At 65.0% G+C, this 18,333-nt stretch carries 22 protein-coding genes; 11 read left to right on the top strand and 11 right to left on the bottom strand.

Annotated elements, in window-relative coordinates; genetic code table 11:
* The first annotated feature begins 25 nt into the window (after positions 1-25).
* Positions 26-982, top strand: a complete 957-nt coding sequence (locus C8J46_RS10040) for a rhodanese-related sulfurtransferase (RefSeq protein ID WP_132738371.1) — start codon at positions 26-28, stop codon at positions 980-982.
* Positions 983-1,119: 137 nt separating this feature from the next.
* On the opposite strand, the gene C8J46_RS10045 is transcribed toward C8J46_RS10040, so the two are convergent.
* The 4 genes from C8J46_RS10045 to C8J46_RS10060 are packed head-to-tail and all read right to left on the bottom strand — an operon-like array spanning position 1,120 to position 4,022.
* Positions 1,120-1,638: an ankyrin repeat domain-containing protein gene (locus C8J46_RS10045; RefSeq protein WP_132738374.1), complete on the bottom strand. Its 519-nt coding sequence runs from the start codon at positions 1,636-1,638 to the stop codon at positions 1,120-1,122.
* The gene (locus C8J46_RS10050) at positions 1,631-2,800 is read right to left on the bottom strand and encodes a glutathionylspermidine synthase family protein (protein WP_132738377.1); all 1,170 of its coding nucleotides are present in this window, start codon (positions 2,798-2,800) and stop codon (positions 1,631-1,633) included. Before C8J46_RS10050 ends, C8J46_RS10045 begins: the two co-directional genes overlap by 8 nt.
* Positions 2,800-3,549: a PspA/IM30 family protein gene (locus C8J46_RS10055; RefSeq protein ID WP_132738380.1), complete on the bottom strand. Its 750-nt coding sequence runs from the start codon at positions 3,547-3,549 to the stop codon at positions 2,800-2,802. Before C8J46_RS10055 ends, C8J46_RS10050 begins: the two co-directional genes overlap by 1 nt.
* A 38-nt stretch (positions 3,550-3,587) precedes the next feature.
* Positions 3,588-4,022, bottom strand: a complete 435-nt coding sequence (locus C8J46_RS10060) for a YjfI family protein (protein ID WP_056049210.1) — start codon at positions 4,020-4,022, stop codon at positions 3,588-3,590.
* 225 nt (positions 4,023-4,247) lie between these two features.
* On the opposite strand from C8J46_RS10060, the gene C8J46_RS10065 reads away from it, so the two are divergent.
* From C8J46_RS10065 to C8J46_RS10080, 4 genes are read left to right on the top strand one after another with little or no spacing between them, the layout of a single operon-like run.
* Positions 4,248-4,889, top strand: a complete 642-nt coding sequence (locus C8J46_RS10065; RefSeq protein WP_132738383.1) for a DUF2491 family protein — start codon at positions 4,248-4,250, stop codon at positions 4,887-4,889.
* A 32-nt stretch (positions 4,890-4,921) separates the two neighbouring features.
* Positions 4,922-5,335 (top strand): DUF350 domain-containing protein, encoded by a 414-nt coding sequence (locus C8J46_RS10070; protein WP_132738386.1) that lies wholly within the window; start codon positions 4,922-4,924, stop codon positions 5,333-5,335.
* An 11-nt stretch (positions 5,336-5,346) separates the two neighbouring features.
* Positions 5,347-5,916, top strand: a complete 570-nt coding sequence (locus tag C8J46_RS10075; protein WP_132738389.1) for a DUF1190 domain-containing protein — start codon at positions 5,347-5,349, stop codon at positions 5,914-5,916.
* 45 nt (positions 5,917-5,961) lie between these two features.
* The gene (locus C8J46_RS10080; protein WP_132738392.1) at positions 5,962-6,354 is read left to right on the top strand and encodes a VOC family protein; all 393 of its coding nucleotides are present in this window, start codon (positions 5,962-5,964) and stop codon (positions 6,352-6,354) included.
* 4 nt (positions 6,355-6,358) lie between these two features.
* Here the strand turns inward: C8J46_RS10080 and C8J46_RS10085 are convergent, their stop codons facing one another.
* The 3 genes from C8J46_RS10085 to C8J46_RS10095 form a co-directional block, all read right to left on the bottom strand.
* Positions 6,359-7,846 carry an MFS transporter gene (locus tag C8J46_RS10085; RefSeq protein WP_132738395.1) on the bottom strand — a complete coding sequence of 496 codons (1,488 nt, stop codon included), beginning with the start codon at positions 7,844-7,846 and terminating at the stop codon, positions 6,359-6,361.
* Positions 7,847-8,884, bottom strand: a complete 1,038-nt coding sequence (locus C8J46_RS10090; RefSeq protein WP_132739517.1) for a LacI family DNA-binding transcriptional regulator — start codon at positions 8,882-8,884, stop codon at positions 7,847-7,849.
* Between the two features lie 250 nt (positions 8,885-9,134).
* Entirely contained in the window at positions 9,135-9,761 is a 627-nt protein-coding gene (locus tag C8J46_RS10095; RefSeq protein ID WP_132738398.1) for a glutathione S-transferase family protein, read from the bottom strand.
* Positions 9,762-9,862: 101 nt separating this feature from the next.
* On the opposite strand from C8J46_RS10095, the gene C8J46_RS10100 reads away from it, so the two are divergent.
* Positions 9,863-11,278 (top strand): dihydrolipoyl dehydrogenase, encoded by a 1,416-nt coding sequence (locus tag C8J46_RS10100; RefSeq protein ID WP_132738401.1) that lies wholly within the window; start codon positions 9,863-9,865, stop codon positions 11,276-11,278.
* A 49-nt stretch (positions 11,279-11,327) separates the two neighbouring features.
* Here the strand turns inward: C8J46_RS10100 and C8J46_RS10105 are convergent, their stop codons facing one another.
* The gene (locus C8J46_RS10105; protein WP_132738404.1) at positions 11,328-11,528 is read right to left on the bottom strand and encodes a hypothetical protein; all 201 of its coding nucleotides are present in this window, start codon (positions 11,526-11,528) and stop codon (positions 11,328-11,330) included.
* A 108-nt stretch (positions 11,529-11,636) separates the two neighbouring features.
* On the opposite strand from C8J46_RS10105, the gene paoA reads away from it, so the two are divergent.
* From paoA to C8J46_RS10125, 4 genes are all read left to right on the top strand, one after another.
* Positions 11,637-12,281: an aldehyde dehydrogenase iron-sulfur subunit PaoA gene (gene paoA / locus C8J46_RS10110; RefSeq protein ID WP_132738407.1), complete on the top strand. Its 645-nt coding sequence runs from the start codon at positions 11,637-11,639 to the stop codon at positions 12,279-12,281.
* Positions 12,278-13,228 carry a xanthine dehydrogenase family protein subunit M gene (locus tag C8J46_RS10115; protein WP_132738410.1) on the top strand — a complete coding sequence of 317 codons (951 nt, stop codon included), beginning with the start codon at positions 12,278-12,280 and terminating at the stop codon, positions 13,226-13,228. Before paoA ends, C8J46_RS10115 begins: the two co-directional genes overlap by 4 nt.
* A 5-nt stretch (positions 13,229-13,233) precedes the next feature.
* Positions 13,234-15,426: an aldehyde oxidoreductase molybdenum-binding subunit PaoC gene (gene paoC / locus C8J46_RS10120; RefSeq protein WP_132738413.1), complete on the top strand. Its 2,193-nt coding sequence runs from the start codon at positions 13,234-13,236 to the stop codon at positions 15,424-15,426.
* Positions 15,427-15,517: 91 nt separating this feature from the next.
* Positions 15,518-16,477, top strand: coding sequence for a nitronate monooxygenase family protein (locus C8J46_RS10125; protein WP_132738416.1), 960 nt, complete (start codon positions 15,518-15,520; stop codon positions 16,475-16,477).
* Positions 16,478-16,631: 154 nt separating this feature from the next.
* On the opposite strand, the gene C8J46_RS10130 is transcribed toward C8J46_RS10125, so the two are convergent.
* Both C8J46_RS10130 and C8J46_RS10135 read right to left on the bottom strand, forming a co-directional pair.
* Positions 16,632-17,096, bottom strand: a complete 465-nt coding sequence (locus C8J46_RS10130; RefSeq protein ID WP_132738419.1) for a DUF1465 family protein — start codon at positions 17,094-17,096, stop codon at positions 16,632-16,634.
* A 143-nt stretch (positions 17,097-17,239) separates the two neighbouring features.
* The gene (locus C8J46_RS10135; RefSeq protein WP_132738422.1) at positions 17,240-17,455 is read right to left on the bottom strand and encodes a DUF465 domain-containing protein; all 216 of its coding nucleotides are present in this window, start codon (positions 17,453-17,455) and stop codon (positions 17,240-17,242) included.
* A 268-nt stretch (positions 17,456-17,723) separates the two neighbouring features.
* On the opposite strand from C8J46_RS10135, the gene C8J46_RS10140 reads away from it, so the two are divergent.
* A complete protein-coding gene (locus tag C8J46_RS10140) occupies positions 17,724-17,879 on the top strand; it encodes a YdcH family protein (RefSeq protein ID WP_082463337.1) in 156 nt (51 codons plus the stop codon).
* Between the two features lie 114 nt (positions 17,880-17,993).
* Here the strand turns inward: C8J46_RS10140 and C8J46_RS10145 are convergent, their stop codons facing one another.
* Positions 17,994-18,281, bottom strand: coding sequence for a PilZ domain-containing protein (locus C8J46_RS10145; RefSeq protein ID WP_243643312.1), 288 nt, complete (start codon positions 18,279-18,281; stop codon positions 17,994-17,996).
* Positions 18,282-18,333: the final 52 nt, after the last annotated feature.

Here is an 18,333-nt window from a genome sequence, read left to right on the forward strand (position 1 = left end):
TCCTCCTCCCCTGCACGATGAACCGATGACCGAAACCCTGCCCATCCGCGTCGTGGCGCTGTACCGCTTCACGCCGTTCGCCGACATCGCCGCGATCCAGCCGCCGCTCGCGTTGGTGTGCTGTTCCAACGGCGTGAAGGGGACGCTGCTGCTCGCCGCCGAGGGGATCAACGGGACAATTGCAGGCTTCGAAGAGGGAATCGATGCGGTGCTCGCGCATATCCGCGCGCTGCCGGGATGTGCCGACCTCGACGTCAAGGAATCACGCGCGGAGACGATGCCATTCCACCGTATGAAGGTGCGGCTGAAGCGCGAGATCGTGACGATGGGCGAGCCTGCGATCGATCCGCTGGAGGGCGTCGGGCGTTATGTCGAGGCGGAGGACTGGAACGCACTTATCGCCGAGCCGGGGACGATCGTGATCGACACGCGCAACGACTACGAGGTCGCGGTCGGGACGTTTGCGGGCGCGGTCGATCCGCAGACGCGGACGTTCCGGGATTTTCCGGCGTGGTTTCGCGAGCATCGCGACGAACTGGTCGGGGACGGCCCGCCGCCGAAGATCGCGATGTTCTGTACCGGGGGGATACGGTGCGAGAAGTCGACCGCGTTCCTGAAGGCCGAGGGGCTCGACGAGGTGTATCACCTCAAGGGCGGCATCCTGAAGTATCTGGAGACCGTGCCCGAGGCGGAGAGCCTCTGGGAAGGGGAGTGTTTCGTGTTCGATCAGCGGGTTGCGGTTGGACATGGCCTTGCGTTGGGAAGTCATGTTCTGTGCCATGCGTGCCGGATGCCGGTGAGCGTCGCGGATCGTTCGTCGCCGCTGTATGTCGAGGGGGTGAGTTGCGCGGCGTGTCATAATGCGCGGGACGAGGCGCAGCGGGCTGGGTATGCGGAGCGCGAGCGGCAGGTTCGATTGGCGGAAGCGCGAGGCGAGGCGCATGTCGGGGCGGTGTTGCCGAAGACGCATGGGACGGATTGATCCGCAGGGCCTTCACGAATTTTTACCCCCCCGGCGAAGGCCGGGGTCCAATTAGGAAACGGTGCTAACGAAGCGCGGTCTTCGGTTACTGCGACCTTTCCAATTGGACCCCGGCCTCCGCCGGGGGTAGCGTAGGGCTAACCAGTCGTTGCGAAGCGCTCGGCCAACGCCGTATTGCCCTGCGACATCGCGAGCGAATGCACGCTGTTCCCCGCCGCATCGACAATCGCCGGGTCCGCGCCGTGCTCCAGCAACAGGTCGATGATTGCGGTCTTGTTCACCAGCGCCGCCATCATCAGCGCGGTCTGGCCGACGCCGTTCCGTCGGTTCACATCGGCGCCTGTATCGAGCAGGATCTGCGCGATCTCGATATAGCCCTTGAAGCATACCCCCATCAGCGCGGTGTTGCCGCGTGCGTCCGCCGCGCCATCGACCTGCGCACCGGCCGCGAGGAGGGCCGCGGTGGCTTCGGCTTGGCCGTTGTAGCTGGCGATCACGAGCGGGGTGTAGCCCTTCGCGTCGGTAACCTCGATGTCGACACCAGCCTGCAACAGCGCCGGGATCATCTCGTCCCGCCCCGTACGTGCGGCATCGAACATCAGTTCGACCAGCCGTTCCATCGGCGGCAGTGGCGGCAGGTCACGCGCGTCAGTCATCATTCGCCTCGATGATATGCGGCACGAACCGCGCGAGATTGCGCGTCACGACCGTTTCATCTTCCCGAACGCCGATCCCCGCGGCTTCGTTGCCGACCATCCACGCGCCGATCACCGGATGGCGGCCGTCGAATGTCGGCGGTGGTGCATAGGCCTGGCGGATCGCGCCCTCGGCACCATAGCCCTGGTCGAGCACAGTGTGGCCGCTCTCGCCGATCACCTCGACGTTCGCGCCCTCGCGCGAGAACAGCGGCTTACGCACATATTTAGGCCCAAGGATCTTCGCGGCGGGATCGTCGTCGAAGAACGCGGGCAGCAGGTTCGGGTGCTCGGGATGGCGTTCCCATAACAGCGGCAGGATGCCCTTGTTCGACAGGATCGACTTCCACGCGGGCTCGATCCAGCGCACATCGGCGCGCGAGAGATTGGGCGCATAGGGCTCGCGGAGCATGAACTCCCACGGGTACAGCTTGAACGCGGCCTGCACCTCGAAGCCGTCGGTGTCGACGAAGCGACCGTCGGCGGCGAGGCCGATGTCCTTCATCTCGACGAACTTCGGCTCGATCCCGACCTGCGACGCAAGATCCTCGAAGAACCGTACCGTCTGGCGATCCTCGATCGCAGACGCATCCGCCGCGAAATGGACGAAGCCGCCGCTCGGAAACAGCGCACGGAACCGCTCGCGCAGCTTGTCGAACAGGCTGTTGAACTGGTCCGTCCCGGCCGGCAACGCGCCGCTCGCGAGCAGATCTTCCAGCCACATCCATTGGAACGTCGCGCATTCGAACACCGAGGTCGGCGTGTCGGCATTATACTCGTAGAGCTTGGCCGGCCCGGTCCCGTCATAGGCGAAGTCGAACCGGCCGTAGAGCGACGGCTGACGCGTTCGCCACGTCTCGGCGACGTAGTTCCACTGCTCGCGCGGGATCGCGAGGCGTTCCATCAGTTGCTGATCGCGGACCACCTCGTCAACCAGATCGAGGCACATCACGTGCAGCTGTTCGGCGGCGGGTTCCAGGTCGTCCTCGATCTCCGCCAGCGTGAAGCTGTAGGCAGCACCCTCGTCCCAATAGGGTTCGCCATCCGTGTCGTGATAGACGAACCCGATCGCGTCGGCCCGTTCGCGCCAGTCGCCGCGCGGGTCGACCGCGATCCGGCGCATCAGGAGCCCGACGTCTTGGAGTCGTCGCGCTGCTCGATCTGCAGCGTTTGGCCGACTTGCGGCGTCTTCGGGGCGGTCAGGCGAGCGAGCACGTCGTCCGCGGATGACTGGCCGGGGACGATCCCCGCGAGCCGCAGCTTCTCGTCGAGATCGGCGCCGGTGCGACGGTCTTCCAACTCGCCCGCCGCCTTGATCCGTTCGCCGCGGATCGCCTGGCGTTCGCGGATACGCGCGAGGCTGTCCGCCGCGGAGCCGAGCTTGTTGCCCGCGCCCATGCTGCCCGACGCGACCGAGGCCTGCGCCTTCTGGACCGACTCGTTGACCTTCACGACCTCGACCTCGCGGCGGAGCTGCTCGATCTTGCGGTCGGTCTGCGCGACCGCGGTGTGGATCTGCTCCTCGGCGGCGCGCATGTCCTCGACCTGGGGGCTCTTCAACGCGATATCCTGCTCGAGGTCGGCGATCCGCTGCGCGACCTGGCGCGCGAGATCCATGTTGCCCTTCTCGACCGCGATCCGCGCCGACGCCTCGTACTTGGTCGCCTGAGCGCGGAAGCTCTCGACCTCGGTTTCGAGGATGCGGCGACGTGCTACCAGCCCCGCGAGATCGTCGCGTGCCTTGCCCTGCGCCTTGTCGGCATCGCGAATTTCCTGGTCGAGGATACGCAGCGCGTTCGCATCGACGACCGCCGCGCCCGCTTCGTGCGCGCCGGCACGACCGAGGGTGAAAAGCTTGCTCCAGATGGCCATGCCAGTCTCTCCGTTTGTATCTAAATCAGGCGATGATGTCAGGCAGCCGGGATCTGCGCGTGGCGCAGGTCGGTGGCCGCATCGATCGCATTCTCGGCGAGCGTGCGCAGTTCGATGATCACGGTATCGAGCCGGCTCGACGTCGCGAGTTCGCCGAACAGCTCGTAATAGTCACGGCCATCGACCGTGCCGATCCCGAAGTTCGACAGCGGCACCAGCTTCTGCGATTTCAGCAGGAAGGTGTTGAACGCCAGCTGGTCCTCTTGCTCGTCGCACGGCCACAGCAAGGTCGAGCAGGCGATCTGCGCCTCGCTGACGTTGACGAACAGTTCGAGGTCGCCGTGGTGGTGCATCGTCACTAGCAGCACCGGGTCCGCACCTTCCAGAATCCGTGCGGAAAACTCGCCGGCTTTCGCTGGCTCGGACGTGTCGAGCGCGGCTTTCAGGCTGCGGACGGTCCAGATGTCGGTCAATGCAAGAACTCCCGTGCTTGTCGCTCGCGGCAACACATAGGCTTTTCGCGAGCGCCTGCCACCCTCCCCACTTCGGTCATCCTGACGAAAGTCAGGACCCAGGGTCACGGACGGCGGCGCTGTTGGCTCTGGGTCCTGACTTTCGTCAGGATGACGGGGTTGCGCTTTGCGAGCCGGCCCGCTTTGGCCTAAGAGGCACGCCAACCACACACACGCGAGGATTGCATGTTCGATCGCCTGTTCGGCCGCAAGCCAGCGCTTGACCAGAACGCCCTGCCCGTCGTCCGCAACGTCACGCTGGGGCGGACGGTGACGGTCGATCCACTCGCCTGGCGTCGGTTTGGGTCGGAACTCCTGTTTCCGTTCGACCGCGATACGCTGGTGATCGTCGCGCAAGGCCTGATCGACCTCAACGAGGGCGGCTTCGTCCACCGGTTCTACACCGACGACGACATCATGTTCCAGGCGGTGTCTAACGACCGCGATGGGCAGGACGTAACGGACGTCACGCTGTTCGCACCATGGGACAGCAGCTATCCATCGTCCGCCGCCGAGCGCCCGGCGTGGAAAAGCCGCCTAAAGGCGCGCACCTTCACCGCCGAGGGACTGCCGGAATACAGCCGCGCATGGTTCGGCCCCGAAGCGAGCGAGCAGGAGCCCGTGACGTTCTGGGAGGAACTGCACGACGACCGCGACGGGGTCGTCGACCGCCGCATCTTCCAGACCTGCATGCTGTTCAGCCGCGACCTGCCGGGCGACGACGGCCGCGAACTGCTACTCGCGATCGACATGGAGACGGAGTCCGGCGACGTCTCGTTCGAGATCATGCTGGGCGTGGCACTGGAACTCGGCGAGTTCCGCGCCTAGCGTCTGCCACGAACGGCTTCGGGGGAACCAGCATGATCGACCAATACAGCTTCGGCGCCAGCGCGCTCGCCTTCCTGATCGCGTTCGTCGCGGCGGGGGCGTTCACGATCGTCTTCAAGATCGTCTATCAGGTCGCGACGCCGTATCATGAGAAGTCGCTGATCCGGGAAGGCAACACCGCCGCGGCGATCACGCTCGGCGCGGCCTTGCTCGGCTATGTCCTGCCGCTGGCCTCCGCGCTGACGCATACGGTTTCGCTAGTCGAGTTCGCGGTTTGGGCGTTGCTTGCGGGCGTGATCCAGATCGTGACGTTCCTAGTGGTTCAGCATTTCGTGATGCGCGACTTCAACGACCGGATCGTGCGCGGCGAAATCGCGGCGGCGACCTATATGGCAAGCATCTCGCTGTGCGTCGGCATCCTCAACGCCGCCTGCATGACGAACTGAGGGGCATAGCGATGAAGCGTTCCAGATCGATCGTCCTCACCAGCCTGATCGCAGGCTCGGGCATCTCGCTGACCGCGTGCGACGGCGATGTCGGTGGCAAGCCGGTCGAGGCGCAGAGCTATGCGTCGGTGGCGGAATGCCGCGCGGCGGGCGCGCTGTCCGCGGTCCAGTGCGACACCGCGTTCGAGCAGGCCAAGGCCGATGCGGCGAAGACCGCGCCTCGGTTCGAGGACAAGCAGACCTGCGAGGAGCAATACGGCGCCGCGCAGTGCGAGCCGCGCAACAACGGTAGCGGCGGCAGCTTCTTCACGCCGTTGCTGACCGGATTCCTCGTCGGGCAGGCGCTCAACGGCGGCTTCGGCAACCGCGGCGCGCCGATGTACCGGGATCGTGACGGCAATTATTATGGCGGCGCCGGCGGGCGTATCAACCGCGACTATGTCACGGGCCGCACCCGCGTAGGCTCTGATGCCTTCACGCCAACCACCGCCAGAGCCCCTGCCCGCGTTCAGTCGCGCAGTTCGGTGATCTCGCGCGGCGGTTTCGGTGGCGGGTTCGGCGGACGCAGCTTCGGCGGCTGATCCGCCTATAGCGAACCGGTCTTCCGATCAGGGGGGAGAGATACGATGCATGTTCCAGCGGGCTTTGCCGTCGTCACGCCGTATATCTTCGTCGACGGCGCCAACGAGTATATCGACTTCCTCACAGCCGCGTTCGGCGCGCGCGAGATCGGCCGGAGCAGCGATCCGACCGGCCGGATCGCCAATTGCCAGATGCTGTTCGACACCTCGGCGATCATGCTGAGCGAAGCGTCCGACCAATTCCCGGCGAGTTCGGTATCGCTGTACCTCTACGTCGCCGATGCGGATGCCGCGATGGCACGGGCGATCGCGGCGGGCGGAGAAAGCATCATGCCGGTCTCCGACATGCCGTATGGCGACCGACAGGGCGGCATCCGCGATCCGCGCGGGATACTCTGGTGGGTGTCACAACGGATGACCGACGCGCCCTATTTCTAAGCGACTAGGCAGCCCGCGGCACTCGTAGCATTGCCAGCGCGGCAACCCCCATCACGCCGGTGGCGATCAGCATCGCCCAGACCGCGTCACCGGGGAAGAACGTCCGCACCACCTGCCCCATCACCGACGATACGATCAGCTGCGGCAGGACGATGAAGATGTTGAACAGGCCCATGTATACGCCGAGCTTGGCCTGCGGCAGCGCGTTGGACAGGATCGCATAGGGCATGGTCAGGATCGACGACCAGGCAATACCGATCAGCACCATCGATCCGATCAGCAGATACTGGTCGCGCACCACGAGGAACGAGGCGAACCCTGCCGCACCGCAGAGCAGCCCGAGGATATGCGCGTCGCGGCGACCGATCCGCGCCGCCAGCGTCGGCATCACGAACGCCCAGAGCGTCGCCACGCCGTTGTAGACCGCGAACAGCACGCCGACCCAGTTCGCGCCGTCGTTATACGCGGCACTCGTCGTGTCGGTCGTCCCGAACACGTGCTGCGTGACGATCGGCGTGGTGTAGATCCACATGATAAACAGCGCCGACCAGGTGAAGAACTGGACGAGTGCTAGCTGCTTCATCGTTTGCGGCATGGTGCCAAGATCGCCGACGATCTGACTGAGAACGTTGGACTCCCTACCCGACCGCACGAGCGCCGCGCTGACCAGCAACGCAGCGCCAAACGCGATCAACCCGCCGCCTAGCAGGTAGACCGGCTTGTCGAGCCCGAACCGCGCCACCGCGGCGATGACGATTGCCCCGAGTGCGATCCAGACCGGCGCGAGCCTGGCGTTCGACCGTACGACCGTGTCGCGGGGTGCAACCTCACCCTCGTCCTCGAACGCCGCCATCTCGGCCGGCGAATATTCGCTGGTCGTCAGCACGGTCCACAGCACCGCGAAGAACAGGGCTAATGCACCGATATAGAAACCGTATTGCACCGACGGCGGGATACCGCCCGCAGGCGCGGTGTTGGCGACCTGGAACACGTCGGTGAGGATGATCGGCGCAAGGCTCCCGATTACCGCGCCCGCGCCGATGAAGCCGGTCTGGAACGCGAACCCCGCGGTCCGCTGGCGGCTGCCGAGCATGTCGCCGACGAACGCGCGGAACGGCTCCATCGCGACGTTGAGCGACCCGTCGAGCATCCACAGCAGTACCGCGGCGACCCACAACACCGGCGCGTTTGGCATCGCCAGCAGCGCGATCGTGGCCAGCATCGCCCCGGCGAGGAAATACGGCCGCCGGCGCCCGAGCTTGCCCCAGGTCCGGTCGCTGTAATGCCCGATCACCGGCTGGACGAGCAGCCCGGTCAACGGCGCGGCGATCCACAGAAAGGCGAGATCGTCGACGCTCGTCCCCAGCGACTGGAAGATCCGGCTGACGTTCGCGTTCTGCAGTGCGAAGCCGATCTGGATCCCGAAGAACCCGAACGAGATGTTCCACAGCCCCCAGAACCCCTGGGCCGGCTTCTCTCTACGTGACAGCATTCAGCGTCCTTCACCCGACGAGCGCCGGATCACGAGTTGGGTGGGCAGCATCATGCTCTCGACCGGGCGATTGCCGATCCGCGCGAGCAGCATCTCGACGAGCCGCCGCCCGGCCAGACCGCTATCCTGCGCTATCGTCGTAAGTGGTGGGTTGGCGAGGCTGGCCGCGGGGATGTCGTCGAACCCGACGATCGCGACATCGTACGGCACGGCGATCCCCGCCCCTGCCAGCACGCGCATCGCCGCCAGTGCGATCAGATCGCTCGCGGCGACGATCGCGTCGAACTGAACGCCGCGCTGGAGCAGTTCGTGCGTGGCCCTGGTCGCGTCCTCCTCGGTCGAGATCGATTCGACCTGGAGTCGCGGATCGACCGTCAGGCCTTGCTCACCGAGCGCCGCGACATAGCCGCGATACCGATCGTGGAACTCGGGATAATGATCGGTCGCACTACCGAGAAACGCGATCCGCTTACGTCCCCGTTCGAGCAGGTGCCGCGCCGCCGCGGTGCCGCCCGCAATATTGTCGCAGCCGATCGTGAGGCCGGGCTGCCCTGGCTGAACCGAGCCCCAGCGGATGAAATGCGTCCCCTGCGCGACCAGCATCTCGAGCCGCGCGCGATAATCGGCATAATCGCCATAGCCCAGCAGGATCAGCCCGTCGGCGCGGTGGCTGTCCTCATAATCGGTGTGCCAGTCGCTGGAGAATTGCTGGAACGACACGAGCAGGTCGTAACCGTGCGACGCGCACGCCGCCATCATCGCGCCGAGCATGCCGAGGAAGAATGGATTGACCACCGTCTCGTCGGGCGTCGGATCGCGGAACAGCAGCAGCGCGATCGTCTTGGTCGTGCCGTTGCGGAGGTTGGAGGCGCTCCGATCGACGGTGTAATTGAGCTGTCGCGCGATCGCCTCGATCCGTTGCCGCGTCGCGAGATTGACCGTCGGGCTGCCGCGCAGCGCCCGCGAGACCGTCGGTTGCGACACGCCCGCCAGTTGCGCGATGTCGAACGAAGTCGGCTTTCCCGTGAGCTTGCCCATGGGCTTGGCGGCGGCAGTCACGACGATCGGGTCCTCCAGCATCCTCACGGTTCCACACGCGCCTTGCTGGCGGGGTGACCGTGATCGAGCATCACTCGAGAATGCGGGGCGCGTCAACGAACGGCGCGACGGCACCGTGACAATCGTGCCACAGAATCAAGCCGCTACCGCTACCATGCCGCTGAATACGTATGCGCAGACCATGTGAGGGCCGCCACCCCGACCCAGCGCCGGGATGGCGGTCACGCGATTAGCGGCGCGTTGGCATCAACGGTCCGCCGATCTCCGTTGCAGAGATGAACGCCGGGCGCGCGCGCAGCCGGTCGAGATAGGCGGCAACGTCGGGATGCTCCTTCAGCGAGCCCGAGCTCTCGGCGATCGCCAGCATGTAGCACATCTGGATATCGGCCAGCATGAGTTGCTCGCCCATCAGATACGGGCCATCGCCGACGCCTGCGCCGATATAGTCGAGCGTCTTGGTCACCTCGGGGCCGGTGAACTTGGTCAGGCCTTCGGGCAGTCCGCCCATCCGCTTGCCGAACATCGTCATCATGATCGGCAGTGCGGCCGAGCTTTCGACATATTGCAGCCATTCGTCGTGGATCGCGGCGGCATCGCTGTCGACCGGCGGGGAGAAACGGCGGTCGCCGTAGCGTTCGTCGATGTACGACAGGATCGGCGCACTCTCGGCCAGCGTCAGCGCATCGTCGACGAGGACCGGTGCCTTGCCGAGCGGGTGGATCGCCTTCAGCTCGGGCGGGGCACGGAAATTCTCGTCACGCTCGTATTTGACGAGGTCGTATTCGATGCCGAGCTCTTCGAGCAGCCACAGGACGCGGATCGAGCGCGAGTAGTTGAGGTGGTGGAGGGTTAACATAGGCTCTTTCGTCAGGGAATGTGCTGCACTGCGGAACGGCTGGGTGGCGTCGAAGGTTTCGTCGAGCGTGGCTCCGGAATTCTCCGGCAACGGAGAGACTTATGACGAAGCTGACCTGCGACGTGGCGATCATCGGCGCCGGGACCGCTGGCCTCGCCGCCGAACGCAGTGCGCGTCGCAACGGCGCGAAGACGCTGCTGATCGACGAAGGCTTTGGCGGTACGACCTGTGCCAGCGTGGGATGTATGCCTTCCAAGCTGTTGATCGCGGCGGGGAATGCGATGCATGCGGTCGAGCAGGCTTCGGTGTTCGGGGTCGAGGCGTCGGGTAGGGTGGATGGCGTCGCGGTAATGACGCGGGTTCGCGAGGAACGCGACGCGTTCGTCGCCGGGGTCGAGGCTTCAATCGACAAACTGCCCGACGACGTGAAGATCGAGGCGCGTGCGAAATTCGCCGGCGCGACGGTCCTGTCGCTCAGCGATGGTCGCGAGGTTCATGCAAAGGCGGTGGTGATCGCGACCGGATCGAGCCCGATGATCCCCGCAATGTTCGACGCGGTGCGCGACCGGGTTCTGACCAACGAAAGCATCTTCGAACTGAACGATCTGCCCAAGTCGCTCGGTGTGGTCGGTGCGGGCGCCTTGGGGCTCGAACTGGCGCAGGCGATGGCGCGGCTCGGCGTCGAGACGATGGTGTTCGATACGGGTGACACGATCGGCGGGCTGAAGGACCACCATGTCGGTGAAGCCTATCACGCGATCCTGTCGCGCGAGATGCCGATCCTGCTCGGTGTCGAGCTCGAGGTGACGCCCGAGGATGATGGCGTCACGCTGTCATGGAGTGGGCCGGCTTCCGGCAAGCAGCGCTTCGATTATCTGCTGGTCGCGACCGGGCGACCGCCGCGCATAAAGGGCATCGGGCTCGAGACGACCGGCCTCACGCTCGATGAGCATGGCATGCCGGAGTATAATTGTGAGACGATGCAGTGCGGCACCGCGCCGATCTTCATCGCGGGCGATGCGGATCATGACCGGGCGGTGCTGCACGAGGCGTCGTCCGAAGGCACGATCGCGGGGCGGAATGCGGCGAGCTATCCCGAGGTGACGCCGGGGAAGCGAACGGTGCCGTTCGCAATCACCTTCACGCACCCCAACGTCGCGGTGATCGGCAAGATCGCCAAGGATGATGATGCGGACAGCGTTATCGGCACTGCGTCGTATGACGATCAGGGTCGCGCCAAGGTCGAAGCATGCAATGCGGGGCTGGCGCGGTTCTATGCCGACCGCCGCGATGGGCGACTGACCGGCGCGACGATGGCGGGGCCAGCGGTCGAGCATAGCGCGCATCTGATCGCGTGGGCGATCCAGAGCGGCTGGACCGCGACCGAAGTGCTGGATCTGCCCTTCTACCATCCGACGTTCGAGGAGGGGATGAAAGGCGCGCTCCGATCGATCTGCAGCGAGGTGCATGCGCCGACCCCGCCGGATCGCGATGATGGATTTACGCCTGGGACTTGAAGCTCGCTTCTGATCCTCCCCCTAGCGGGGGAGGATCGCGAGATTAGCGCTACTCCTCCAGATCGAGATACGCGACGACGTCGTTCTCCGTCGCCAAGTACAGCCCCGCCTGGACATCTTCCTCCTGCTGCGCGGCGATCGCCAGCGCCTCGCCCAGCGGCCCATAGAACAACGTCGTTGCCGCCCCGCCCTCGCCGCTGTCGTCCAGATGATACAGCCGAACCGATACGCTCGAAGAAATCGTCCGCATTACAATACCCTACCCAAAGCTTCATGACCGAGAATTCACGGAACCAAATGCGAAGCAGCGCAACTTTGCAGCGCTTCACCCGTTAGGCCAACATATACAGGGGTTTATATGCATCAGGATGAAGGTTTTCCGGTGTCGCGCCGTGGCGTGATCGTCGGCGGTGTCGCGTCGGCCACGTTGGCAGCGGCACCCGCCGCGCAGGCCCAGACTCAGGGTACCGCGCAGTCGGCTCCGCCGACCATGCCGGTGACGCTGAAGGTCAACGGCCGCACCACTAAGCTCAACGTCGACACGCGCACCACATTGCTCGACGCGCTGCGTGAGAATTTGAAGCTCACCGGCACCAAGAAGGGTTGCGATCACGGTCAGTGCGGCGCGTGCACCGTGATCGTCGAGGGTCGCCGGATCAACAGCTGCCTGACGCTTGCGGTCATGCACGAAGGCGAGGAGATCACGACGATCGAAGGCCTCGGCACGCCCGAGAAGCTGCATGCGATGCAGGCGGCATTCGTCAAGTATGACGGCTATCAGTGCGGCTATTGCACCCCGGGCCAGATCTGTTCGGCAGTCGCTACGCTCGGCGAGATTAAGGCCGGGATCCCTAGCCACGTTACCGGCGACATCGCCGCGCAGCCTGCGGTTACCACCGACGAACTGCGCGAGCGGATGAGCGGCAACATCTGCCGCTGCGGTGCCTATGCGAACATCATCGACGCGATCCACGACGTCGCGGGTACGGAGCGCAGCGCATGAAGGCCTTCACCTACGAGCGCGCCACCTCGGCGAAGGAAGCCGCCAGCGCCGCGGTTCGCACGCCGGGTGCAAAGTTCATCGCAGGCGGCACCAACTTGCTCGACCTGATGAAGCTCCAGATCGAGACGCCGCAGCATCTGATCGACGTCAACGGCCTCGGTCTCGACAAGATCACGCCGACCTCCGAGGGCGGCCTCCGTGTCGGCGCGCTGGTCCGCAACACCGACCTCGCCGCCGATGCACGTGTGCGGAAAGATTACGGCGTGCTCAGCCGTGCGCTGGTGTCCGGCGCATCGGGACAACTCCGCAACAAGGCGACGACCGCGGGCAATCTGCTCCAACGCACGCGGTGCCCGTATTTCTACGACACCACCAAGCCCTGCAACAAGCGCCAGCCCGGCAGTGGCTGCGCGGCGATCGGCGGCTTCAACCGCAACCTCGCCGTGATCGGCACGAGCGATGCGTGCATCGCGACGCACCCGAGCGACATGGCGGTTGCGATGCGCGTTCTGGATGCGACTGTCGAGACGGTGAATGCCGCCGGCCAGACGCGTGCGATCCCGATTGCCGACTTCCACCGCCTTCCCGGTGCCACGCCGAACATCGAGACGTCGCTTGCGCCGGGTGAGTTAATCACTGCGGTCACGCTGCCAAAGCCGATCGGCGGAACGCACATCTACCAGAAGGTGCGTGATCGTGCGTCGTACGCGTTCGCGCTGATCTCGGTTGCCGCCGTGATCCAGCCGGGCGGTCGCGGGCGTCTTGCGTTCGGTGGTCTTGCGCACAAGCCATGGCGCGTCGAAGCGGCCGAGGCTCAGATGCCCAATGGCGCCAAGGCGACCGCGTCGGCGGTCCTCGCCGGCGCCCGCACCACCTCACAGAACGCGTTCAAGCTGCCGTTGGTCGAACGCACCATCGGCGCCGTGTTCGAAGAAGCGAAGGCCTGATCGCCATGAAGTTCGATACCCCCGCCACGGCGAACCCGACCGACCGCATGAAGGTGCTCGGCCAGCCGCTCGATCGCATCGACGGCAAGCTGAAGACCACCGGCACTGCGCATTACGCCTATGAGCGCAACGACGCCGCGCCCAACGCGGCCTATGGCTACATCCTCGGCGCGGCGATCGCCAAGGGCCGCATCGAGAGCATCGACACGGCCGACGCGAAGGCCGCGCCGGGCGTGCTCGCGGTCGTCACGTACGAAAACGCCGGCAAGCTCGGCAAGGCCAAGAACCACACCGCGCGGATGCTCGCCGGGCCCGAGGTCCAGCATTACGACCAGGCCGTCGCGGTCGTCGTCGCCGAGACGTTCGAGCAGGCGCGCGCCGCCACCAAGCTGCTCCGCGTCAACTACGCACGGACTGCCGGCAAGTTCGATCTCGCCGCGTCGCAAGCGTCCGCGACCAAGCCGAAGAGCGGCAATCCCGACACCGCCGTCGGCGATTTCGCGGGCGCGTTCGCCAAGGCGGCAGTGAAGGTCGACGAGCGCTACACCACGCCCGACCAGAGCCACATGATGATGGAGCCGCACTCCACCACAGCGGCGTGGAAGGACGGCAAGCTCACGCTCTGGACGTCCAACCAGATGATCGCCTGGGCGGTCGGCGACATGAGCGAGACGCTGCTGCTGCCCAAGGAAAGCATCCATGTGATGTCGCCCTATGTCGGCGGCGGGTTCGGGTCGAAGCTCTGGGTCCGCAGCGATGCGGTCATGGCTGCGCTCGGCTCGCGTGCGATCGGTGGACGGCCGGTGAAGCTCGCACTCGCCCGCCCGCAGGTGATGAACAATACGACTCATCGCCCCGCGACGATCCAGCGTCTCCGCATCGGGGCGCAGAAGGACGGCAAGATCACCGCGATCGCGCATGAAAGCTGGTCGGGCGATCTCCCCGGTGGCGGTCCCGAAACCGCGCCGAATGCGACCCGTCTTCTGTATGCGGGCGCCAACCGGATGACCGCGACTCGCCTTGCCGTGCTCGATCTTCCCGAGGGCAACGCGATGCGCGCGCCGGGCGAGGCCGTCGGCCTGCTCGCGCTCGAAGCGGCGATGGACGAACTGGCCGAGAAGCTGAAGATGGACCCGGTCCAGTTGCGGATCATCAACGATACGCAGGTCGACCCGGAAAAGCCGACGCGCCAGTTCTCGCAGCGCGATCTGGTCGGTTGCCTGAAGACCGGCGCCGAACGCTTTGGCTGGAACAAGCGCAACCCCGTCCCAGGGCAAGTCCGCGACGGCCGTTGGCTGGTCGGCATGGGCATGGCGTCGGCGTTCCGCGACAACGTCACGATGAAGTCGGGCGCGCGCGTCGGGATCGACAAGAAGGGCGTCGTCACCGTCGCCACTGACATGACCGACATCGGCACCGGCAGCTACACGATCATCGGCCAGACGGTGGCCGAAATGATGGGCGTGCCGATGGACAAGGTCATCGTCCTGCTCGGCGACAGCAGCTTCCCGGCCTCGTCGGGCTCGGGCGGCCAGTGGGGCGGCAACAGCTCGACCGCGGGCGTCTATGCCGCGTGCATGGCGCTGCGTGACTCGGTTGCACGGAAACTCGGGTTCAACTCGACCGACGTCGTGTTCGAAGACGGCAAGGTGAAGTCGGGCAACCGCAGCGTCTCGCTCGCCGAGGCTGCAGGCGATGCCGGCATCTCCGCCGAGGACACGATCGAGTTCGGCGACCTGACCAAGACTTACGCACAAGCCACGTTCGGCGCACATTTCGTCGAGGTCGGCGTCGACTCGGCGACCGGTGAGATTCGCGTCCGCCGGATGAGTGGCGCGTTCGCCGCGGGTCGTATCCTCAACCCGAAATCGGCCCGCAGCCAGGTGATAGGGGCGATGACGATGGGCGTCGGTGCGGCGTTGATGGAGGACGCGATCGTCGACACGCGGTTCGGCTATTTCGTCAACCACGACCTCGCCGAATATCACGTGCCCGCGCACGCTGACATTCCGATGCAGGACGTGTTCTTCATGGATGAGCTCGACGAAAAGTCCTCGCCAATGAAAGCCAAGGGCATCGGCGAACTCGGCCTGTGCGGCGTCGGCGCGGCGATCGCCAACGCGGTCTACAATGCGTGCGGCGTCCGCATCCGCGAATACCCGCTGACGCTCGACAAGGTCATCGGCAAGATGGCCTGATACCCTGCCCTCCACTTCGCCGCATCGCCGGCCGGGGTGGAGGGCAAAACCGGGTCTGGCGCGGGCGAATAGGTTGCGCTAGGAAACTGGCATGACCGTACCCGCTATTCTAAAAAACCTGCGCCTGCCCGTCATCGGCTCGCCGTTGTTTATCATTTCCGGCCCCGAGCTGGTGATCGCGCAGTGCAAGGCGGGCATCGTCGGATCGTTCCCCGCGCTCAATGCGCGCCCGCAGGCGATGCTCGACGAGTGGCTGCACCGGATCACCGAGGAACTCAGCGCGCATAACCGCGCTAATCCCGATCGCCCGGCGGCACCGTTCGCGGTCAACCAGATCGTCCACAAATCCAACGACCGGCTCGAGAGCGACCTCGAAACGTGCGCCAAGTGGCAGGTGCCGATCGTTATTACCTCGCTCGGTGCACGTGAAGACCTGAATACCGCGGTACACGGTTGGGGCGGCATCACGCTGCACGACGTGATCGACGACCGGTTCGCGCGGAAGGCTATCGAGAAGGGCGCCGACGGTCTTATCGCGGTCGCAGCCGGGGCCGGTGGTCATGCCGGTCGCCTATCGCCGTTCGCGATCATCCAGGAAATCCGCCAGTGGTTCGACGGCCCGCTCGCACTATCGGGCTCTATCGCGACCGGTGACGCGGTGCTCGCGGCGCAGGCGATGGGCGCGGACTTCGGCTATATCGGTTCGCCGTTCATCGCGACCACCGAGGCGAACGCGGATGCGGCTTACAAGGACGGCATCGTCGCGGGCAAGGCGGCCGATATCGTCTATTCGAACCTGTTCACCGGCGTGCACGGCAACTACCTCCGCGCGTCGATCGAGGCGGCGGGCATGGACCCCGACAATCTGCCCGAGGGCGATCTCAAGACGATGGACTTCGGCGGCGGCAACGGGTCGAAGCCCAAGGCGTGGCGCGACATCTGGGGTTCGGGCCAGGGCATCGGCGCGGTGAGCAAGGTCGAAAGCGTCGCCGATCGCGTCGATCGGCTGGAGCGCGAGTACCGCGCGGCGCGGACGCGATTGGCGCTCTGACCTCTCCATCCCAAGCCATGCTGGGCCTCGTTCGTAAGGCAGTGCCACCCCCGCCTCTGCATGTGAAGGCGCGATGCAGCGAATTGACTTAGCCTCCTCGGCTCGAGGCGTATCCGTACTAATCGGTCGGATCGGGACTGCGGTCGGGTACGCCCTAGAATGATGCCCGTGCGAGCATGCGCTGTATCGACAAGGCGGGGCTGGTGACATCGAGGTCGATCTGGTCCAGTCCCCGATCAAGCCGGCCGACCCGGCGATGCAGATCGGCGCTGGCCTCGATCAGCGTCCGCGCCCGCGTGGGGAGGACGTCGAGCAGGCTCTGGTCGGTCGCCGGAGCATCGCCAAGCCGTCGTGCGGGATCGAGCGCATCGCGAGGGTGTAACTCGCCCGACTCGATCGCTCGCTGCGTCAACAACCAGGCAATCACGTGCATCAATCGCGTCGTCACTTTCAGCGACTCGCAACTGAAGCTCACGCGGATCATCGGATCGAGCGTATCCCGGTCCGTGCGCCCTACCTCATCGAAATAGGTGCGTGCCTCATCGGCCAACACCATCGCTTCGCTATACAGCGCATCGACCAGCCGCCGATGCAAAGGCGATTCCTGCAGACCATTCATCGAGGTGCGATGCCATAGCCACCCCGCCCCGCCCAGTGCGATGACCAGCGTTCAAACCGGCGGTTTGTACGAAACGTACCAAAACGATGCACCTTGGACGCAGACGGTGATCAGCGCGTCTTGATGCTCGTCATCACCGCCGCTTAGGCGATGATATCGGGGACAAGTATGTCCTCGCACGCGGCGATCTCGTCGCGAAGCCTGAGCTTCCGCTTCTTCAGGCGTGCAATCTGCAACTGGTCAGGGACCGGCAGCAGGATCAGGGCGGCGATCGCATCGTCGAGGTCGCGGTGCTCGATCCGCATCCCGTCGAGCCGAACCCGAATCTGCGCCTCGTCCACGCCGTCTCTAAGATACATGCCGATCCTCCGTCGCCGGAGTCCTTAGCAAATGCGCACGCGCTGGCGAGCGCTAAAGCGTCGCGAGGATCGCGTCGGGCGCAAGCGCGTCGTGCAACGAAACTACGGATAAGTGGACCCGGCCGACATGGGTCTTGATCTTACCGCCCAAAAAACGGGTCATCGCCTGAACCGGTCGCCCAATCGATTTGGTCCATTTTCGATGAAGACATTATCGTGACATGGTGGTTTACTCAGGACCCAAACCTAATGCAGGAGGTACTTCGCTGTGCAGACGACGCATCAGACAGCCCTGGAAACCAAGCACGCCGTGCTCGATCAGCGAATCGCCGCCGAAACGCACCGGCCCTTGCCCGACGCTGCTATCCTCGCGAGCCTGAAGAAGCAGAAACTGCGGCTCAAGGAAGAGATCGTCAGCCTGTAATGGTCTGAACCACCCCTATCCTGCGATCGCTCTTCGGGCAGGGATTTGAGGAGCGATCGTCACGGTCAGACGCATCCGGCGTCGCTGCACGAAGGTATCACTAAACCTAAAAACTTACGAAACAGATGATTTGGCGGTTCCACTAGTTGGTTTGCGCGCCTTTTTAGGATCGATCGGCTTATCGAGCGCGATCCCCATCCGTCCGGCCATGCTCCACGCGACCTTGCCGACGATCTCGCCGATCCCGCGCAGATTGAGCCAGACGCGGGTGCCAACCTCGGCCGGCCGGTCCAGCTCGATCATCAGCCCTCCCTCGGACAGATTGCGGACGCGAACCTCGTGCACGATGCGCTCGTCACCAAGTTGGCATTGCGCGACCAGCAACAGACTGTCGCGCGCCACTGCCCGCTTTCCGGAACCCGAATCTCCTGATGGTGCATCCTGCGCTACGCCG

Source organism: Sphingomonas sp. PP-F2F-A104-K0414 (assembly GCF_004340945.1).
Taxonomy (GTDB): domain Bacteria; phylum Pseudomonadota; class Alphaproteobacteria; order Sphingomonadales; family Sphingomonadaceae; genus Sphingomonas.

Coding starts and splice junctions, on each gene's coding strand:
- C8J46_RS10040 (WP_132738371.1), top strand. CDS start 26: ATGACCGAAACCCTGCCCATCCGCGTCGTGGCGCTGTACCGCTTCACG.
- C8J46_RS10045 (WP_132738374.1), bottom strand. CDS start 1,638: ATGACTGACGCGCGTGACCTGCCGCCACTGCCGCCGATGGAACGGCTG.
- C8J46_RS10050 (WP_132738377.1), bottom strand. CDS start 2,800: ATGCGCCGGATCGCGGTCGACCCGCGCGGCGACTGGCGCGAACGGGCC.
- C8J46_RS10055 (WP_132738380.1), bottom strand. CDS start 3,549: ATGGCCATCTGGAGCAAGCTTTTCACCCTCGGTCGTGCCGGCGCGCAC.
- C8J46_RS10065 (WP_132738383.1), top strand. CDS start 4,248: ATGTTCGATCGCCTGTTCGGCCGCAAGCCAGCGCTTGACCAGAACGCC.
- C8J46_RS10070 (WP_132738386.1), top strand. CDS start 4,922: ATGATCGACCAATACAGCTTCGGCGCCAGCGCGCTCGCCTTCCTGATC.
- C8J46_RS10075 (WP_132738389.1), top strand. CDS start 5,347: ATGAAGCGTTCCAGATCGATCGTCCTCACCAGCCTGATCGCAGGCTCG.
- C8J46_RS10080 (WP_132738392.1), top strand. CDS start 5,962: ATGCATGTTCCAGCGGGCTTTGCCGTCGTCACGCCGTATATCTTCGTC.
- C8J46_RS10085 (WP_132738395.1), bottom strand. CDS start 7,846: ATGCTGTCACGTAGAGAGAAGCCGGCCCAGGGGTTCTGGGGGCTGTGG.
- C8J46_RS10090 (WP_132739517.1), bottom strand. CDS start 8,884: ATGGGCAAGCTCACGGGAAAGCCGACTTCGTTCGACATCGCGCAACTG.
- C8J46_RS10095 (WP_132738398.1), bottom strand. CDS start 9,761: ATGTTAACCCTCCACCACCTCAACTACTCGCGCTCGATCCGCGTCCTG.
- C8J46_RS10100 (WP_132738401.1), top strand. CDS start 9,863: ATGACGAAGCTGACCTGCGACGTGGCGATCATCGGCGCCGGGACCGCT.
- C8J46_RS10105 (WP_132738404.1), bottom strand. CDS start 11,528: ATGCGGACGATTTCTTCGAGCGTATCGGTTCGGCTGTATCATCTGGAC.
- paoA (WP_132738407.1), top strand. CDS start 11,637: ATGCATCAGGATGAAGGTTTTCCGGTGTCGCGCCGTGGCGTGATCGTC.
- C8J46_RS10115 (WP_132738410.1), top strand. CDS start 12,278: ATGAAGGCCTTCACCTACGAGCGCGCCACCTCGGCGAAGGAAGCCGCC.
- paoC (WP_132738413.1), top strand. CDS start 13,234: ATGAAGTTCGATACCCCCGCCACGGCGAACCCGACCGACCGCATGAAG.
- C8J46_RS10125 (WP_132738416.1), top strand. CDS start 15,518: ATGACCGTACCCGCTATTCTAAAAAACCTGCGCCTGCCCGTCATCGGC.
- C8J46_RS10130 (WP_132738419.1), bottom strand. CDS start 17,096: ATGAATGGTCTGCAGGAATCGCCTTTGCATCGGCGGCTGGTCGATGCG.
- C8J46_RS10135 (WP_132738422.1), bottom strand. CDS start 17,455: ATGTATCTTAGAGACGGCGTGGACGAGGCGCAGATTCGGGTTCGGCTC.